Source organism: Streptomyces sp. SDT5-1, assembly GCF_052245995.1.
Taxonomy (GTDB): domain Bacteria; phylum Actinomycetota; class Actinomycetes; order Streptomycetales; family Streptomycetaceae; genus Streptomyces.
Map to the genome: position 1 here is coordinate 1 of NZ_JBQQCQ010000003.1, position 16,546 is coordinate 16,546.

Below are 16,546 nucleotides of genomic sequence, written 5' to 3' on the forward strand. Positions count from 1 at the left end.
CGAGTTTGAAGCGCAGGAGGGCGTCCAGCAGGGCGGGTACGCGGTCGCGGGGTGGGGTTGTGGGGCCCAGGGGTGGTGGGCCGGTTTCGACGGCTTGTCTGAGTGGTTCGAGGCGTGCTTCGTACAGGGCGCGGAGGAGTCCGGCGCGGTCGCCGAAGGCTCGGAAGAGGGTGCCCTTGCCGACGCCGGCCGCGGCGGCGACGTCGGCCATGGTGACGTCGTCGGGGCTTTCGCGGCGGGTGAAGAGGGCGTCGGCGGCCGTGAGTACGGCCTCCCGGTTACGGATGGCGTCCTTGCGGGACGACTGGCGTTCGGGCATGCCGTTCCTTCCCTCTTTCTTTCCCTCTTTACAAAGCGGACCCGTGGTCCGTATCGTCGAATCGGACCGAGGGTCCGTATTCTACGACTGGAGGGCCACCCATGTCCGCACCGACCTGCCCGGCGGATCTGTACCGCCACAGCCTGCGGCTTCTGCTCGACAAGGACATTCCCGCGTGGGTGGCCCTGTGGGCCGAGGACGGCCTCATGGAGTTCCCCTTCGCCCCCGCCGGCTGGCCCCGGCGCCTGGAGGGCAAGGACGCCGTCGCCGCCTACATGCGCCGCTACCCCGACCACATCGACCTGCACGACTTCCCCGACCTGCAGATCCACCAGACCACCGATCCGGAGACCATCGTCGTCGAGATGCGCGGCGTCGGCCGCCTGGTGGAGACCAACGCCCCCTTCGATGCGACCTACATCGCCGTCGTCACCGTCCGGGACGGGCGCCTCACCTCCTACCGCGACTACTGGAACCCGCTCACCGTGCAGCAGCCCGGCGCCGACTTCACCGGGAGCAACCGATGAGCACCACCGGCACCACCCTGGTCATCGGCGCCACCGGCACCACCGGAAGTCGTACCGTCGCGCAGCTGGCGGCCGCCGGGCACCGCGTCAAGGCCGCCGGCCGCCGGGGCGCCCCGGTCGCCGGCGGCGAGCCCGTCCGCTTCGACTGGTACGAGCCCGCCACCCACGCGGCCGCCCTCGCCGGCACCGACCGCGTCTATCTCATCCCGCCCCTGGGCGACCCCGACCCCGCCGCGGTCATGCTGCCGTTCCTCCGTCAGGCCCTCCAGGCGGGTGTGCGCCGCGCGGTGCTGCTGAGCTCCTCGGCCATCGCGATGGGCGGCCCCGCGGTGGGGGCGGTGCACCAGGCGCTGCCCCGCCTGTTCGAACAGTGGGCGGTGCTGCGGCCGTCCTGGTTCATGCAGAACTTCACCGGCGCCCACACCCATGCCCGCAGCATCCGTGACGAGGGCGTCATCCGAACCGCCACCGAAGGCGGCCGGGTCGGCTTCATCGACGCCGAGGACATCGCCGGCGTCGCCGTGCGTGCCCTGACCGACGGACAGGCCCCCAACACCGATCTCGTCCTCACCGGACCCGAGGCGCTCAGCCACGACGACATCGCCGCGATCATCACGGACATCACCGGCCGGCCCGTGGTCCACCATCGCCTGTCCTACGAGCAGGTACGCGACCGGCTCGCCACGCAGATGCCGGCGGAGTTCGCCGCCCTGCTGGCCGGCATGGACCGGGCCATCGCCGACGGGGCGGAGGACCGCATCACCGACACCGTCCAGCGCCTGACCGGCCGGCCCCCGCGCCCCTTCCGGGCCCTCGCCGAGAAGGAACTGCAGGGCAGCCCCCGACCCGGCCGGTACCGGAGCGCCACCCCCTGAGGCAGGACACACCACAGCAAGCGCACTGCCCCATTGCCTCATGCCGGGCGTCACCGTCCTGGTTGCACTGGGCCCGGCCACCCGCCGGTGCCGAGCCGTCCGTCGAACGGTCCGGGCGGCCGAGACGAGGCTGCCCCAGGCCGGGGCATCCGTGCGACGCGGCCGCCCGGTCGGCGCGCGGCTCGGCAATCCAGGTCACCATCGATAGCCGATCGGATGACGTGCCCTCCCCCGGGCCGCCCGTAGCGTCGAGGACATGAACATCACTGGTATCTCCCGCCGTTCCGCACTCACCGCCTCCGCCATCGCGGTCGCCGTGTCCGCCCTGGTGCCCGTCTCGGCCATGGCCGCCGAGACACCTGCCGCACCGGCACCGGCGTCCGCATCCGCGGCGCCGAAGGCCACGACCACTCCCTCCGACCTGCTCGCCTCGACCCCCTGGAAGACCACCGGCGCCGTCGACCAGGACGGCCACCGCGTCGCCCTAGACGACCCGGCCGTGGCGAACTTCGTGGGCTGGGCCTACTTCGACGCCGACGGCACGTACGCCATGTACAACCTCGACGACAGCCCGAAGATGCACGGCGACTGGACCGTCTCCCCCGACGGCTCCGAGCGCTGGATCAACTCGCAGGACGCGGACGGCAACGTGCTCTTCGAGCGCACCGTTCCGATCACCCAGCTCGACAAGAACACGTTCACCTACCGCGTCGTCCCGAACGCCGACGACCCCGACGTGTACTACGACATCGTGCACACCAAGACCAACCACGTCGAGCCCGGCACCGACGGCCGCGGCCCCGGCGCGAACGGCAACCAGGGCGGCAACGGCGAGTACCACTTCAACAACGGCAACGCCCACTGACCGCGACCTGCTGAAGCGGCCCGCTGTCGCCTGGAAGGACATCGCGCGTGCCCAGGGCCGTCCCGGGGGCGCCGCCACGGACAACCACGCGTCCCCTCGGTGTCCGGACCATGGCACCTTCCATGTGCCCTTCCAGCGATCACCGTCAGGAACGCGGTCGCTTCGCAATCTGCTCACCGCCCCCTGCCCGCAGGGGCCGCGGGCCACGCTCGACGCCGTCGGCCCCGGACAGCTGCCTCTCGCCCGAGGGCGCCCGGGAGACCCCGCAGGGGCCGACGCCCTCGAGCTGCCCCCCCCTCGGCCTCTACCCGTGCTGTGACCGGAAACAGTCACCAGTGCGGCCGGGCAGCAGGGCAGGCGGCGAAGATGGGGAAATGACCGCCAGCCCACGCGCCCACTCGTTCAACGCAGCCGCTGACCAGTACGCGGCCAGCCGGCCTTCATACCCGCCCGCGGTCCTCGACTGCATCGAAGACCTCACGAGCCGCCCCCTGGCCGGTGCCCGGGTCGCCGATATCGGTGCGGGCACCGGAATCGCCACCGCACTGCTGCACGAGCGCGGAGCTCACGTGATCGGCGTCGAGCCCGGCGCCGCCATGGCCGCCCAGTTCCACACCGAGCTCCCGGATGTGCCGCTCATCAGAGGTGACGGCCACGCCCTGCCCCTCGCGGACGCCTCCCACGAGCTCATCACCTACGCACAGTCCTGGCAGTGGACCGACACCACCCGCTCGGTCCCGGAGGCACTGCGGGTCCTGCTGCCGAGCGGCGCGCTCGCGATCTGGTGGAACACCACCGCCTTCGACGTGCCCTGGATACGAGAGCAGCACCAGCGGATCGCCCACCGCTGCGGCGTGAAGCCGGCTTCCCGCGCGCGTCCCGACGACAGCGACGCCATCCGGCTCGCGGGCCTGTCAGGGCTCCGCGTCGCACGCCGCCAGGTGCGGTGGAGCCGTGGAGTCTCCCTCGACACGCACCTGGCCAACATCAGCAGCCGCTCGGCGTTTCTGGTCCTTGCCGAGGACGACAGGCGTGCCTTCCTCACCGAGGAGCGCAGCCGACTGCGCGACCTCTTCCCCGACGAGTTGGTGAAAGAGACCTACGTGGTTGACCTGCTGGTGGCCACGCGTCCGTGACCCCTCCAGCGTCCTGAGTCCTGAGACCTGCAAAGGGCGGTCGGGCGGCGTAGCGGCCGCCGGACGTAGGCCTCTCTCACGCTCAGCGGCCCGCTGAAGCCCCCCCAGCCGGCCGGTCGCCGGTCCCTTGCGCCGGGCTCCGACCGGCACCGTGCACGTCCCTACGCTGCCCACGCCCGGCTGCACGGAGACAGCGCCGGCCACACCATGGCGGCATGTCTTCTGCGCAGCCAATCGTGCTCTACCCGCGGGGACAGCGGCCGGTGCATTCGTATCGACGGCGCCGTCCTCGGCCGGACGACGTCCGTGAAGGATGCGGCCACGATCCTGCAGAGCGCCGGGTTGCGGTCCTTCGACGAGACTCGCGTCGCCTACTCCGCGCTGATCGAGTGGCGCGGTGGGGCCCCAACCACCGGATGCACTGACGGACGCGCCTCGGGCGCCCGGTGACTCCACACTGCGCATACGGCGAGCGCCCCGAGCGTCGTGCATCCGCTGCTCGGCACCGGCGGCCGGCGCGTGATGGTGCGCGGGCAGGTCCCCGGCCTCGCCCGTCCCGACGCGGACGTGCCCGATTTCCTGCATTGTGCGGGGCGGACCGAGTTCCTCAGCCATGCTCGCTCGGCACGATCCGGGCCAGGGCGGCGCCTCCAGCTTCACGACTCACGCGATCAGAACGAACACGGCCGGAAGGAGCCAGAGAGCCCGGACACCGGTGAACCGGAAGCGGGAGCAGCCCTCCGCCCTGTACGAGTCTCTGCGGATTCGCCGGGCTGCGCTTCCGGAACACTCCGGCCCGCCGACCCCGATGACGATCCGCTCACCCGGTGGTCTTCGAAGGCGGTGTCCAGCCGTCCTCGGCGCGGATGGCCGTGGTGATGCGGCGGCTGATGTCGCGCAGCTGGCGGGTCTGGGCTGCGGTCAGGGGGTCGAGGACGAGGCGGTTGACGGTGGCGACGTGGCCGGGGGTGGCCTGTTCGACTTTTTGTTCGCCGGTGTCGGTGAGGGTGGCGAGTGTGTAGCGGCCGTCGGTGGGGTCGGGGGTGCGGCGGATCCAGTCCTTGGTCTCGAGGCGGGCGACCGCGCGCGAGAGGCGGGACAGGGTGCTGTTGGAGTAGCCGGCCAGGGTGCTCATGCGCAGGGTGCGGTCGTCGGCGTGGGCGAGGGCGAACATCACGCCGTATTCGAAGTGGGTCAGTGCGGCGTCCCGCTGCAGCTGTGCGTCGAGGGCGGCCGGCAGCCATTCCAGGACGGTGGCCAGGGCCGACCAGGTTTCGAGGTCGTCGCTGCTGAGTCGTGACATGGGGCTCAGCCTACCCCGTTATGACTTGACCAGGAAAGTGATCCTGCCTTAGTTTCACTTGCTCAGGAAAGTAAAAAAGGCTGTCGGTACGGTGCGGCCTCACGAGATACGAGTGGATCCATGGACCTGCGCTTGGAAGACAAGACCGCCTTCGTCAGCGGTTCGACCCACGGCATCGGCTTCGCCGTCGCGCGCGCCCTGCTCGGCGAGGGCGCCTCCGTCGTCATCAACGGGCGCAGCGAGGCCGGCGTCCAGGACGCCGTGCGGCGGCTGCGCGCCGACCTCCCGGGCGCCGAAGTGAGCGGGCTGGCCGCCGACTTCACCGATCCCGCCCAGGTGCAGGGCCTGCTGGAATCGCTGGGCGGCGTGGACATCCTCGTCAACAACGTCGGCCTGTTCGGCCTCGACCGCTTCGAGGACATCGGCGACGACGCATGGCAGCGCTACTTCGACGTCAACGTCATGAGCGGCGTGAGGCTCTCGCGCCACGTCCTGCCCGGCATGCTGGAGCGGAACTGGGGGCGCATCCTCTTCATCAGCAGCGAATCGGGCGTGAACGTCCCCGCCGACATGGTGCACTACGGGGTGACCAAGGCGGCCATGCTCGCTCTCGGCAACGGGCTGGCCAAGCGCACGCGCGGCACCGAGGTCACCGTCAACACGATCCTCGGCGGACCCACCTACTCGGACGGCGTCGCGGACACCGTCGCCGGCCTCGCCCAGGCCCGAGGCGTCTCCCCCGACGAGATGAAGGCCGCCATCATCGGCGCCAACCAGACCACGCTCCTGCAGCGTTTCATCGAACCGTCCGAGATCGCACAGCTCGCCCTCTACCTGGCCAGCCCGCTGTCGTCCGCCACCAACGGCGCCGCCCTCCGCGCCGACGGAGGCGTGCTGACCACCATCGTCTAGACGGTCTAGGCGGGGGCGGGCTGCGGACGGTGCAGAACGTCCAGCCCAGGAGAGCGCCGGGCGCGACGAGGCGCGCGGCCGGGGCGGGGTCCTGGTGGCGGGCGGGTTGTCGCAGTTCGGTGCGGCTGTGCTGTGCGTGGGGCGGCCCGGCGCGCCGCTAGAGGGCGGTGAATCCGCCGTCGGCGGCGACCACGGCTCCCGTGACGAAGCTGGAGCGGGGCGAGACGAGGAAGCACAGGACCTCGGCGATCTCCTCGGGCTGCGCCACCCGCCCCAGGGGCTGCGCGGCGGCGAAGGACGCCAGGTAGGCGCGGCTGTCGGGGCGGATCGTGTCGAGGAAGTCCGTTTCGATGACGCCCGCGGCCACGAGGTTGGCGCGGATGCCCAGCGGGCCGCCCTCGACGGCGAGCACCTTGGTCAGCTGGGCCAGGGCGCCCTTCGACGCGCTGTAGGCGACGCCTTCGGGCAGGGCGACGGTGGCGGCGTACGAGCCGGTGCTGACGATGGCGCCGCCGCCGCGGTCCTGCATGGCCCGGAACGCCTCGCGGGCGCAGAAGAAGGAGCCGCGGGCGTTGACCGCCATCACGGTGTCCCAGTCCTGGGCCGTGGTTTCGGTCAGGGGTTTGTTCTGGGTGCGCCCGGCGTTGTTGACGAGGATGTCCAGTCCGCCGAAGGCGTCCAGGGTGGTTGCCACCGCGCGGCGGGCGGTCTCCTCCCGGGTGATGTCACCGCTCATCGCGACGACGCCGGGAAACTCCTGCGTCAGGTGCGTGACGTCCCGGCGCAGGTCGAGGGCGACGATCCGGGCCCCGCGGGCGTGGAGCAGCGCCACGGTCTGCCGGCCCACCCCGCGCGCGGCTCCGGTGACCAGGGCGGTCTTCCCGGCGAACTCGGCGGATTCGGGCGATGCGGCGGACGGGGACGGTGCGGGGGATGCGGTGGCAGGTGTCATGGCGGCCTCCCGGGAGACGGCGGGTGGGTGTGCAGGCGCCGGTGCAGGGCGCCTGGAGCGCTGAGCAGTGGCGTGGTGGGCGCGGGGTGCGGTGTGCTGAGCGGGGGGTGGTCCGGGCGGGCCGCGGCGGCGGCGCAGTTCGCGGCCCGCCCGCGTGGGCGCCGCAGACGGCCGGGGTGTTCAGTGCGCGGTGAGCCCGCCGTCGACCACCAGTTCCGCGCCGGTGATGAACGAGGACTCGCCGCAGGCCAGGAAGAGGATCGCGGGGGCGATCTCCTCGGCGCGGCCGGCCCGGCGCATGGGGGTGCGCCGGATGTCCGGCTGCTGGTCGCCCTGCTCGTCCAGAAGGTCCTGGATCATGGGGGTGGCGATCACCCCGGGGTGCAGGGAGTTGACCCGTACTCCCTGCCGGGCGTACTCGACCGCGGCGGTCTTGCTCAGCAGGCGCACGGCCCCCTTGGACGCCTGGTAGGCCGCGGCCGCGCCGCTTCCCACCAGGCCGAGCACGGACGACGTGTTGATCACCGACGCCTCCCCGCTCGCCCGCAGGAGCGGCATCGCCGCCCGCATGCCCAGCCAGGTGCCCTTCTGGTTCACGTCGATGACACGGTCCCACTCGTGTTCCCGGGTGTCCTCGATGCCCGGCCAGTCGACGATGCCGGCAAGGTTCACGAGCACGTCCAGCGATCCGAACCGGTCGCGTACGACGGCGATCACGTCGTCCCACTCCCGCGCCGAGGAGACATCGAGGCGGGCGGCCACGACGTCCGCGCCGCGCGCCCCGATCCGGTCGGCCAGCTCCCGCAGAGCCCCCTCGGCGACGTCGGTGAGCACCAGCCGGGCGCCCTCGCGGGCGAAGAGCTCGGCGGTCGCTGTACCGAGGCCACCGGTCGCGCCCGTGATCAGCGCGACCTTCCCCTCGAGTCGTCGTCCTGTCATGTGGTCGTGGTCCTCACTTCTCGCTGCTGCCGACCGGCCGCCCGGCCTGCTCACTGGCTGATCTGCCGGCCGGCCAGCCGTATCGGGGGCCTTGTCGTCCGGCGGGCGGATGCGCCTCCCGCAGCCCGGACGGCCGCGCCCCCGGGCTGCGGTGCGCTTCCTCCCGCCCCGCCGAGTCTGCGCAGGCCAACGCCCCGCAACCAGGACGCGTGCTGCCTGGGTGCAGCACACCCAGGCAGGCAGCCGAGCCGCCGCCTAGCCTGCAGGCATGCACGACAACCACCTGGGAGACTTCCTGCGCGCATCCCGCGCCGGCCTGCAACCAAGGGACGTCGGCATGACCAGCCACGGCACCCGCAGAGTCGCCGGACTGCGCCGCGAGGAGGTCGCCGTCCTGGCCGGAATGAACGCCGACTACTACGCCCGCCTGGAACAAGGCCGCGAACGCACCCCCTCACCCCAGGTGCTCGACGCCCTCGCCCGCGCGCTGCGCCTCGACGCCGACGCACGCGCCCACCTGCACCGGCTGGCCGGGGCCCCACCGAACGACCGGCCCCGCGCCCACGCCACCGAACACGTCAGCCCTGCGCTGCGGCAGCTGATGGACGGCTACCCGAACACGCCGGCGTTCGTCATGAACCAGGCCCTGGACCTCCTCGCCGTCAACGCCCTGGCCGACGCCCTCTACGCCCCGTTCACCCCAGCGGACAACCTGGCCCGCATGACCTTCCTCGACGCCGCGGGCCGCACCTTCTACACCGACTGGGACCGGGCGGCCCAGGCCACCGTCGCCAACCTCCGCCAAGCCACCGGATCCGACCCGGACAACCCACACCTGCAAGACCTCGTAACCACCCTCACCGAACACAGCACCGACTTCACCCGCCTGTGGAACACCCACACCGTGCGCGGCAAGACCCGCGACGCCAAACACCTCCACCACCCCGACGTCGGCCCCCTCACCCTCACCTACCAGGCCTTCGACGTCCGCGACGCCCCCGGCCAGCAACTCGTCATCTACCACGCCGAACCAGGCAGCCCCAGCGCCCAGGCCCTCCACCTCCTCGGCTCCCTCCACGCCACCCAACACCGAACCACCCCCACCGCTGATCAGCCGACCGAACACCGATCACGCCGGCCCTAGGACCCGGCCGTCTCCAACTCCCGCACGGTCCAGGGGCGACCCGGCCGAGGAGGCCACCGCCTTCCACCTCCGCCCTCCGCCTCTCCCCCTCGCAACAGCAGTGGCCTTCGCAGCAAGGGAGCCCCCCCTCAGCCGCCGATCGACCGGGACCAGAACTCCTGGATGACAGCCCGCTTCCGCTCGAGTTCCGCATCCCTCACGCGCGGCGTGAGGGTCCCCGGGACCGTGAGCGCGCGCCCACGGACCCTGACGACACGAAGGTCCGACCACGTTCCGCTCCGTGAAACCCGCTGCCGTTCTTCGATGCGCGCGACCTCGCCCCAGGGAACCACTCGCCCGCGGACGAAGGTGCGGCACTCCAACCCTGTCGCGGTCAGGAGGGCATGACCGTAGATCGTGTCGATCGTGCTCGACACCACGGCCACGGAGAAGATCCCCAAGCCACCGGCCCACCACCATGCGCCCGGTTCATGCGCGCTCAGGCGCACCGCCACCATCACGCCGACGAGCACCGGCGTCAGGATGCCGACCCTCCACCAGTACCGCTGTCGATCACGAGAGTTGAAGCCGATCCACACACCGGGCACGTCCGCGACCCTACTGGCGCGCACTCGAACAACGGCCGCCCCGGCCCGACGGGTTACGTGCCCGGGTTGTCTGCCCGGGGCGCACGGTCGACGCCGGCGCCACCAGCAGTACGGGTCGGCCCCGGGCTTCCGCGGATGCTGCCGGGCGAACGGCCACACAGATTCCCGGGCCGGGTGAGAGAGGACTCACCGCAGTCCGCGGCAGACCCCCGCCTCGGGGCACGTCCCGTATGGCCGCCCGCCCTGGAACAGGCCTCACGTCGCACGCACCCGGAAGACATCAGCCAAGGGCCAGGGCAAGGGAGTCCAAGCAGGCAACCGTGCCGGGCCCGACAGGGGCAAGGACCACACCGGTCGCACCGGCCGCGTGACGTGCGGCGATTGCTGCGCGGGCCTGCTCGGGCGTACCGGCGATACTCAGTTCACGCACCCAGGCGGCGGGCAGGGTCCGCGCGAACTCCCCGCCATGGGAGCCGGCCGCACGATGCGCGCGCAGCTCGGCGGCGAAGGGCAGCGGGTCGATGTGGGCCGCCCAGGCCGGCTCGCCGACCGCTTCCAGTCCGGCACGGACGCGGGCGAGGGCGGTGTCCTCGTCGGCGTCGACGGCCGCGGCATCGTAGGTGATGACCTCCAGTGCGCCGGTGGAGGCCTTCGCGCCGAGGTGGCGGACAGAGGCAGTGATGTATGCGGGGGTGGCGGGTTCGGCCAGGAGGAGGCCGTCGGCGATCTCGCGTGCGGCCTGCTGTGAGCGGGGACCGCGGACGCCCAGGACGATGGGCGGAACGGCCTCGATGTCGGGGACGTCGGCGAGGGTGACGCCTTCGCAGCGCACGTAGCGGCCGTTTTCGGGGCCGGGCTCGCCCCGCAGGAGCCGGCGCAGCGCGAGCGTGTATTCCGTGAGCAGGGTCAGGGGGCTGGCGGGCCAGGCCCCGGCCCGGCGCATCCAGTCGGGCATGCCGTGGCCGATGCCGGCGATGAGACGGCCGGGATGGAGCTGGGCGAGGGTGGCCAACTCCATCGCGGCGAAGCACACGTTGCGGGCGCCGGCGGGCAGGATGCCGATGCCGACGGTGATGTGCTCGGTGCCGGCCAGGACGGTGGCGGCCTGCGCGATGCCGCCCCGCCGGCCGAGGTCCTCCACCACCCACAGCTGGTCGAAGCCGAGCACCTCGGCCCGCCGGGCATAGGACAGCAGGTCACGGGCGGGCAGGTCGAGGGGCAGCAGGACACCGACCCGGCCGCGGGCGGATGGTGCGCGGGTTTCCGGCATACGTCTCCTTCGAACGCGGGCGGTTCTCCCCCGTCCGCCCCGGCTCTTGGCAGGCTCTGAACACGCACGGCCCGCCCGGACGCCCAGGGACCGTGCCCTACCAGCCGTGCATACGCAAGGGCCTGGCCCCGCCCCGTCATCTCAGGTGCTGCACGAAGAAGCCACCGCGCCTTCCGGGAACAACAACGGCGGGCCGGAACACGCCCCTCGGCGATGCTCGGCGATCACGGTCGGCAGAGCCGAGCAGACACCGCCCCGGCACGCCGCACAGCCGACCAGGGCGCGGAAGCAGCAGTGCCGCCCGCCAGGCGCACCGTCACGGCGCCACGGCGTAGCTCAGGTCGGTCGCGGTGAGTGAGGCCGGCACCAAGCGCAGCCACATCGTGCCCCGTTCGCCCGGATCATCGTGCAGGTAGCGCACGAAACGCTCGTCCCACAACGCCTCGTCCACGCCCAGGTAGCGAGGCCGGCTTGCGGCGCCCCCGCGGCACGTCGAAGGGCACCAGCTCGGCCGGCCCCCGCGTGATCACCTGCCGGACACGGCCCGTCGCCAGATCGCACTCGTCCACCACCAGGGCCACGGACGGATCCTGCTTCACCCGGCCGAACAGCCGGGCCCACGGCCCCGTCAAGATCCAAAAAGCCCCCTCCTCCCACAGGAACCGCACCGGACGCACCGTGGGGCCGCTCGTCGCGATCCGCGCGGTCAGCGGCTGCTGCAGGAAGGCGTCCACATCCACACCGGGGCGGGAAGAGGAATCCATGTCACCAGTCTTGCGCTGCCACCGGCCGCTTCACCACCGGCCTGCGGCCTACGACCAAAGCACCAGCCGCACCGAACACCCCGACACCCGAACCTCCGGAAGCCCGGGCACGTACGAAGCCCCGCGCCCCGGCGGTCAGGGGCGTCCGCCGGGCGGCGGTCTGGGGCCGGGGCCGGCCGTCGGCGTCGGTGGCCGGTCGGTGCTTCAGGAGCCGGCCGCCGCCGCTCGCGGCGCGCGGGGGCGGGCGCGCAGGCCGGGCAGCCGGGCGGCCTGCTGTGCCGTGGCGAGGCTTTCGGTCAGGGTCAGCAGCGACAAAAGCCGCACCGGGCGGCCTGATTGGGCGGCCGCCTCCAGTTTGTGGTGGCCGTCCAGGAGGAAATGGGTCAGGCCCCAGTGCCCGTACGGGTCGGCCGTCTCCCCGGTGGCGGGCTCGCACACGTCCAGCGTGGAGGCCGCCACCGCCGTGGGGAGGGTGCCCCGTTCCATGAGCGTGACGTACTGCGCGACGCGTTCCCGCTCGTTCCACGTCGGGGGAACCATGGGGACGACGAACTCGTAGAGATGCGCGCCCGCGTCGACGGCGGTCTCGAAGGTCCGGTAGTACGGGGTGTGCGGATACTGCGGCAGGCCCCAGAACGGGTCCGTCCCCCACGTCGCGACCTGTTCACCGCTGAAGTAGTCGCCGTTTCTTCCGGGGAAGATCAGCCGGGGCTCCACGGTCAGCAGCAGCGGCAGATACGGGCCCTGCGGCAGCAGCGCGCCGAACGCTTCCATCACTTCGATCACGTGGCCGTCGTCCGGGTCGTTCAGCGGGCCGGTGAGCCGTTCCCGGACGCTGTCCAGGGAGAGTTTCTCCCGCGCGCCCTCCAGGCGGCGGAACAGCAACGGGCAGGTTCCGCAGAAGAAGCTGAGCTCGAACGCCGGCCGGCCGTCGACCAGCAGCAGACGGCGGCGCCCGGGACCGCCGCCGCTCTCCTGCCCCTGGCCGCCGCTCTCCTGCCCCTGCGCGTCGAAACGCAGCCGCGCCCCGCGGGCGGGGACGCCCAGACTGCGCGGGCCGCCCGATGTGGTCACCATGGGGCCCGACCGTACGGGACGCCGGGGCGGTTGGGGGCGGGATGCCGGGGCCGGTCACGGGCGGGGCGCCGGGGCGGTTCCGGACGGGGTGCTGTGGGCCGGTCCCGGACGGGGTGCGGTGGGCCGGTCATGCGGGATGCCGTCGGCGGTCCGGCGCGGTCACGGGCCCGTGTCCGGCCGAACGCCGACGGTCGGGCGCGAGCACAGGCACGGGGCGCGTTGCGGGCCAACTGACAGGCTCCGGCGGGTGCATGGAGCCGGGCGGCACCCGTCGGCCGACCGGACGGCCCGCGGGCCCAGACGTGCCGCGCCCCGCGTGAGCGCTGCCGGACCCGGCGGTGAACAATCCGGTCTCATCGTCCGCACCAGGGCGGGACATGCCACCGGGCCGAGGCAGGATGTGCGCCGTGCAGGAGGACGAACCGGCGCGCGGGCGCGCCTCGTACGCGCTGACCGACCCCGTCAACGGCCACGTGTGGGGCGTCTGCGCCGCGGTGGAGGGACTGTTCGGGCAACCCCGGCGTGGGACGTACGAACTGTTCGGCTGGGAACCCGTGGGGCCGGGTGGGATCGGCTGGGCCGGCTGGGTCGGCAGCCGGGTGTGGCTGGTTGCGGAGGAGGCGGCGTTCGACGCCTGGCTGCTGGAGGACGCGGAGAGTATCGGGCGGCCCTCCCCCGCCGGGGCAGGCAGCTGGGTGCTCACCGGGCTGGACGACTACGAGGGCCCGCCCGAGGGGTACCGGGGGCGGGTGCGCGTGCACGACGGGCGGCACTGGCTGGGCTCCTGCCGGGAGTTCACCCGCATCCTGCCGCCCGCACACCAGCCCGCGCCCCTGGTCCTGCGCGCTCTCGCACCGAGTGAGCGGCTCACGGCGGTGCTGGCGAAGGGCACCCGGCGGGCCCGGAACCTGGAGGAGGCCGCGCTGGAGATACGGGACGTCCGCGGCGAGCCGGTCACCGAGCAGCGGTGGCCGACCACGATCCGCACCTGGCGCCCGTCCTCCCGCCGCAACGGCCTGATCGATCTCGAGCTCGACGGGGGCTGCTTCACACCAATCCCCGAACACGCCCGCACCGTCTGGGAACAGTGGTTCGCCGGGCCGCCGGCCGCCGTCAACGCCTGGGCCGGCCTCGACACCCGCCGCCGCGGCACCTGGCACACCCTGGCCCGCGAACGGGCCGGCCGACAGCCCCGCCACGACCGTCCGGACGGGCACGCCTACGTACTCGACGGCCGGTACATCACCGACGAACCCGGCCTCCACCTGGCGCTCGGCGAGGCGGTCAACGGCCCCGGCGGCTACTTCGGCGGCTGCCTCGCCGCCCTCGACGACTGCCTGCGCGGCACCTTCGGCCACACCGCCCCCGCCACCCTGCACTGGCACGACGCCGCGACCGCACGCACACACCTGTCCGACGCCCTGACCCCCGACGGCCGGCCCCACGACCTGTTCACCGCCGTCGTGGAAACCCTCACCGAAGGCGGACTCGACATCACCCTGGCCTGACCCGCCCACCACCGAGCCCCCGCGTGCTCCGCGCAGGCCCTCCGGGCAGTGAACCGTGACAGCCGGAGCACCCGGCGCCCGTTTCTGCGCGGCCGTCCCGCCCCGGGGCAGGTGTGCCGTTGCGTCCGCGGCGTCGTGCCCGCGCCACGGCGCGGCCGATGAGTTCACGGCCCGCGGGCGGTCCACACTGGTGACCCCTCAGGAAGGACCACCGCCATGCCCGAACTCCTCGTCGACTTCATCACCTCCCTCGACGGCTACGCATCAGGAGCGGGCTGGCCCGGATTCTGGGGCCTCGAGAGCCCGGAGTACCTCGCCTGGCTCGGCGAGCAGCCCCAGGCCACCTACCTGATGGGAGCCAACACCTACCGGCTGATGTCGGGCTTCGCCGCCGGCCAGGTCCCCGACGGCCAGGACGAATTCAGGCCCGAGGAAGAGGCCTCCGTCGACGAACTCACCCAGGCCACCAAAGTGGTGTTCTCCACCTCCCTCGAAGAACCGCTGAAGTGGGCCAACTCCACGCTCGTGCGCGACGACGCCGTCGAAACAATCCGCGGCATGAAAGCGAACGGTACGGGGCTGCTCAGCACCATCGGCAGCCTCGCCCTGTCCCGCTCCCTGCTGCGGGCCGGGCTCGTCGACCGCTTCCGCGTCGTCATGTTCCCCGTCATCACCGGAAAAACGGGGGAAGAACGCATCTACGACGGCTACCCCGACATCGCCCTGGAAATGACCGACCACCGCACCTTCGACGGCGGCCTCCAACTCGTCGAGTACCGGCCCCGCATCCTCGAACACCCCCCACTCGGCGCCCCCGCGTGACCTCCGCCCCGGCGGCAGGCGCCTGGTAGCACGTATCCGACAGCCTCGGGTACGCGCTACCGATGCCTGTCGCCCACCTGGACGCGGAGAGGCGAGGCGAGGCGCGCGGCTGGCGGATCGTGCCCGACCGCACCCCGGTGCGGTCCGTTCACCCGCCGCCGCGGACCTCCCCCGCCGCACCCGTGACACAGGGCACCCGAGCAGCTCCATCACGCCGGCCGGACCCCACTCCCTGCGCTGGGGGCTTCGTCACCGTCCTCGTCTTCATGACCGGCAACGGCACCAGGGCGTCGTCCTGTCACGTCGGCCTTCACAGGACGTCTGGGAGGCTGCCGCAGCAAAGGACGAGGCCGTCCACCGGCGCTCTTCTTCTCTCGATGCCCGGTCGAGGGAACACTCGTGCCGCCCAGGAGACTTCACTCCACACGACGCACCCCGCCACTCGATCAGACCCCACGCCTGGCGCCGTCACACGTGGTCCTGCACAACGCGTCCGGCGCAGAGGCTCCCCCCACCCGTTTCCTTCCGGCAGGCGGGACCTCGACCGCATCCGGACCGCGCTCCCCCGCCGGACGGGGGGTCTCCAAGCGCCCCGTCCGTGTCGTTACGCGGCGGCCAGGACGGGGCGGCTTCAATGACTGTGCCCAACCGCCGATCTGCGACAAGCCCGCCCCCGCCCCGCCCCGCCCAGCCGTGCCACCGGGCCCCGGGCTCCAGGGGGCGGGAAGCGGGCAGAGACAGGAGAACCCTCATGCGTATCCGCACCCTGTGCGCGTCCATCGTGCTGGCAGCCGGCGTCGTCGCCGGCTCCACCGGCATGGCCGCAGCCGACGACGACCCCCAGCACCTCACCCCCCGCGAACAGGCCGGCCTGGACGCCGCCACACAGATCGTGAACACCCTGCTCGGCGGAGGCGTACCGCTCGCCAGGTGACACCGCGAGGTGGTCCGGCCGGGGAGCGCTCACGGGCCGGTCCGGCACGGATGGTTGCCGGGTCCCGAGCGGGGCCCGGCATGTAGCGGTGATCCGTACATGGCATGCTGCTCGTCGGCCGCAGACGGCACCACCCCGTGCCGCCCACGCCTGTCCGTCTGATCAGTTCTGCCTAGGTGAGCATTCGCGCATGAGAGAAAAAGTGAGATTCCCCAGCATCGTCGGCCCCGAACTGGCCGGCGTCATCGACCTGCCCGACGGCGAGGTCCGCGGCTGGGCGCTCTTCGCTCACGGCTTCACCCTCGGCAAGGACTCCCCCGCCGCCTCCCGCGTCAGCAAACAACTGGCCCGCGAAGGCATCGGCACCCTGCGCTTCGACAACCTCGGCATCGGCGACTCCGACGGCGACTGGGGCGACGGCTCCTTCACCGTCAAGGTCCAAGACACCCTCCGCGCCGCGGCCTTCATGGCCGAACGCGGCACCCCCGTCGACCTGCTGGTGGGCCACTCCTGGGGCGGGGCCGCCGCCATCGCCGCCGCCGACGAGATCCCCGGACTGCGGGCACTGGCCACCATCGCCGCACCCGTCGACCCCAGCCACGTCGAACGGCA

General features: G+C 72.4%; 17 protein-coding genes and 1 pseudogene. 10 read left to right on the forward strand and 8 right to left on the reverse strand.

All coding sequences use genetic code 11. The features are described from left to right. On the reverse strand, positions 1 to 319 hold a 319-nt coding region (locus ACTWJ8_RS40755), incomplete at its 3' end, for a TetR family transcriptional regulator (RefSeq protein WP_443265520.1). Between the two features lie 101 nt (positions 320 to 420). On the opposite strand from ACTWJ8_RS40755, the gene ACTWJ8_RS40760 reads away from it, so the two are divergent. The 4 genes from ACTWJ8_RS40760 to ACTWJ8_RS40775 all read left to right on the forward strand — a co-directional run bounded on the left by ACTWJ8_RS40760 (position 421) and on the right by ACTWJ8_RS40775 (position 3,722). After that, positions 421 to 846: a nuclear transport factor 2 family protein gene (locus ACTWJ8_RS40760; RefSeq protein WP_356382786.1), complete on the forward strand. Its 426-nt coding sequence runs from the start codon at positions 421 to 423 to the stop codon at positions 844 to 846. Then, complete coding sequence (locus ACTWJ8_RS40765; RefSeq protein ID WP_443265522.1) at positions 843 to 1,721, forward strand: NmrA family NAD(P)-binding protein; 879 nt, start codon at positions 843 to 845, stop codon at positions 1,719 to 1,721. Before ACTWJ8_RS40760 ends, ACTWJ8_RS40765 begins: the two co-directional genes overlap by 4 nt. A gap of 256 nt (positions 1,722 to 1,977) precedes the next feature. Continuing rightward, complete coding sequence (locus tag ACTWJ8_RS40770) at positions 1,978 to 2,586, forward strand: DUF4822 domain-containing protein (RefSeq protein ID WP_443265524.1); 609 nt, start codon at positions 1,978 to 1,980, stop codon at positions 2,584 to 2,586. Positions 2,587 to 2,960: 374 nt separating this feature from the next. Beyond that, positions 2,961 to 3,722, forward strand: coding sequence for a class I SAM-dependent methyltransferase (locus ACTWJ8_RS40775; protein ID WP_443265526.1), 762 nt, complete (start codon positions 2,961 to 2,963; stop codon positions 3,720 to 3,722). An 820-nt stretch (positions 3,723 to 4,542) separates the two neighbouring features. Here ACTWJ8_RS40775 and ACTWJ8_RS40780 read toward each other — a convergent pair. Further along, the gene (locus ACTWJ8_RS40780; protein WP_443265528.1) at positions 4,543 to 5,025 is read right to left on the reverse strand and encodes a MarR family winged helix-turn-helix transcriptional regulator; all 483 of its coding nucleotides are present in this window, start codon (positions 5,023 to 5,025) and stop codon (positions 4,543 to 4,545) included. A gap of 120 nt (positions 5,026 to 5,145) precedes the next feature. Between ACTWJ8_RS40780 and ACTWJ8_RS40785 the strand changes: the two genes are divergently transcribed. Next, positions 5,146 to 5,937 carry an SDR family NAD(P)-dependent oxidoreductase gene (locus tag ACTWJ8_RS40785; RefSeq protein WP_443265530.1) on the forward strand — a complete coding sequence of 264 codons (792 nt, stop codon included), beginning with the start codon at positions 5,146 to 5,148 and terminating at the stop codon, positions 5,935 to 5,937. A gap of 157 nt (positions 5,938 to 6,094) precedes the next feature. Here the strand turns inward: ACTWJ8_RS40785 and ACTWJ8_RS40790 are convergent, their stop codons facing one another. Both ACTWJ8_RS40790 and ACTWJ8_RS40795 read right to left on the reverse strand, forming a co-directional pair. After that, complete coding sequence (locus tag ACTWJ8_RS40790; RefSeq protein ID WP_443265532.1) at positions 6,095 to 6,889, reverse strand: SDR family NAD(P)-dependent oxidoreductase; 795 nt, start codon at positions 6,887 to 6,889, stop codon at positions 6,095 to 6,097. Positions 6,890 to 7,069: 180 nt separating this feature from the next. Continuing rightward, on the reverse strand, positions 7,070 to 7,828 hold the full coding sequence (locus tag ACTWJ8_RS40795; protein WP_443265534.1) for an SDR family NAD(P)-dependent oxidoreductase: 759 nt from the start codon (positions 7,826 to 7,828) through the stop codon (positions 7,070 to 7,072). A gap of 268 nt (positions 7,829 to 8,096) precedes the next feature. Between ACTWJ8_RS40795 and ACTWJ8_RS40800 the strand changes: the two genes are divergently transcribed. Further along, on the forward strand, positions 8,097 to 8,972 hold the full coding sequence (locus ACTWJ8_RS40800) for a helix-turn-helix transcriptional regulator (protein ID WP_443265536.1): 876 nt from the start codon (positions 8,097 to 8,099) through the stop codon (positions 8,970 to 8,972). A gap of 128 nt (positions 8,973 to 9,100) precedes the next feature. Here ACTWJ8_RS40800 and ACTWJ8_RS40805 read toward each other — a convergent pair whose 3' ends face one another. From ACTWJ8_RS40805 to ACTWJ8_RS40820, 4 genes and pseudogenes are all read right to left on the reverse strand, one after another. Further along, on the reverse strand, positions 9,101 to 9,559 hold the full coding sequence (locus ACTWJ8_RS40805) for a hypothetical protein (RefSeq protein WP_443265537.1): 459 nt from the start codon (positions 9,557 to 9,559) through the stop codon (positions 9,101 to 9,103). 280 nt (positions 9,560 to 9,839) lie between these two features. Further along, on the reverse strand, positions 9,840 to 10,829 hold the full coding sequence (locus ACTWJ8_RS40810) for an LLM class flavin-dependent oxidoreductase (RefSeq protein ID WP_443265539.1): 990 nt from the start codon (positions 10,827 to 10,829) through the stop codon (positions 9,840 to 9,842). Positions 10,830 to 11,145: 316 nt separating this feature from the next. Next, a pseudogene (locus ACTWJ8_RS40815) lies at positions 11,146 to 11,593 on the reverse strand (pyridoxamine 5'-phosphate oxidase family protein). Positions 11,594 to 11,797: 204 nt separating this feature from the next. Further along, on the reverse strand, positions 11,798 to 12,670 hold the full coding sequence (locus tag ACTWJ8_RS40820) for a hypothetical protein (RefSeq protein ID WP_443265540.1): 873 nt from the start codon (positions 12,668 to 12,670) through the stop codon (positions 11,798 to 11,800). Between the two features lie 398 nt (positions 12,671 to 13,068). On the opposite strand from ACTWJ8_RS40820, the gene ACTWJ8_RS40825 reads away from it, so the two are divergent. The 4 genes from ACTWJ8_RS40825 to ACTWJ8_RS40840 form a co-directional block, all read left to right on the forward strand. Then, positions 13,069 to 14,178: a barstar family protein gene (locus tag ACTWJ8_RS40825; protein ID WP_443265545.1), complete on the forward strand. Its 1,110-nt coding sequence runs from the start codon at positions 13,069 to 13,071 to the stop codon at positions 14,176 to 14,178. Between the two features lie 216 nt (positions 14,179 to 14,394). Next, positions 14,395 to 15,000: a dihydrofolate reductase family protein gene (locus ACTWJ8_RS40830; RefSeq protein ID WP_443265542.1), complete on the forward strand. Its 606-nt coding sequence runs from the start codon at positions 14,395 to 14,397 to the stop codon at positions 14,998 to 15,000. Between the two features lie 751 nt (positions 15,001 to 15,751). Beyond that, on the forward strand, positions 15,752 to 15,934 hold the full coding sequence (locus tag ACTWJ8_RS40835; RefSeq protein ID WP_356382751.1) for a hypothetical protein: 183 nt from the start codon (positions 15,752 to 15,754) through the stop codon (positions 15,932 to 15,934). Between the two features lie 190 nt (positions 15,935 to 16,124). After that, a partial coding sequence (locus tag ACTWJ8_RS40840) for an alpha/beta hydrolase family protein (protein ID WP_443265543.1) occupies positions 16,125 to 16,546 on the forward strand: 422 nt, incomplete at its 3' end.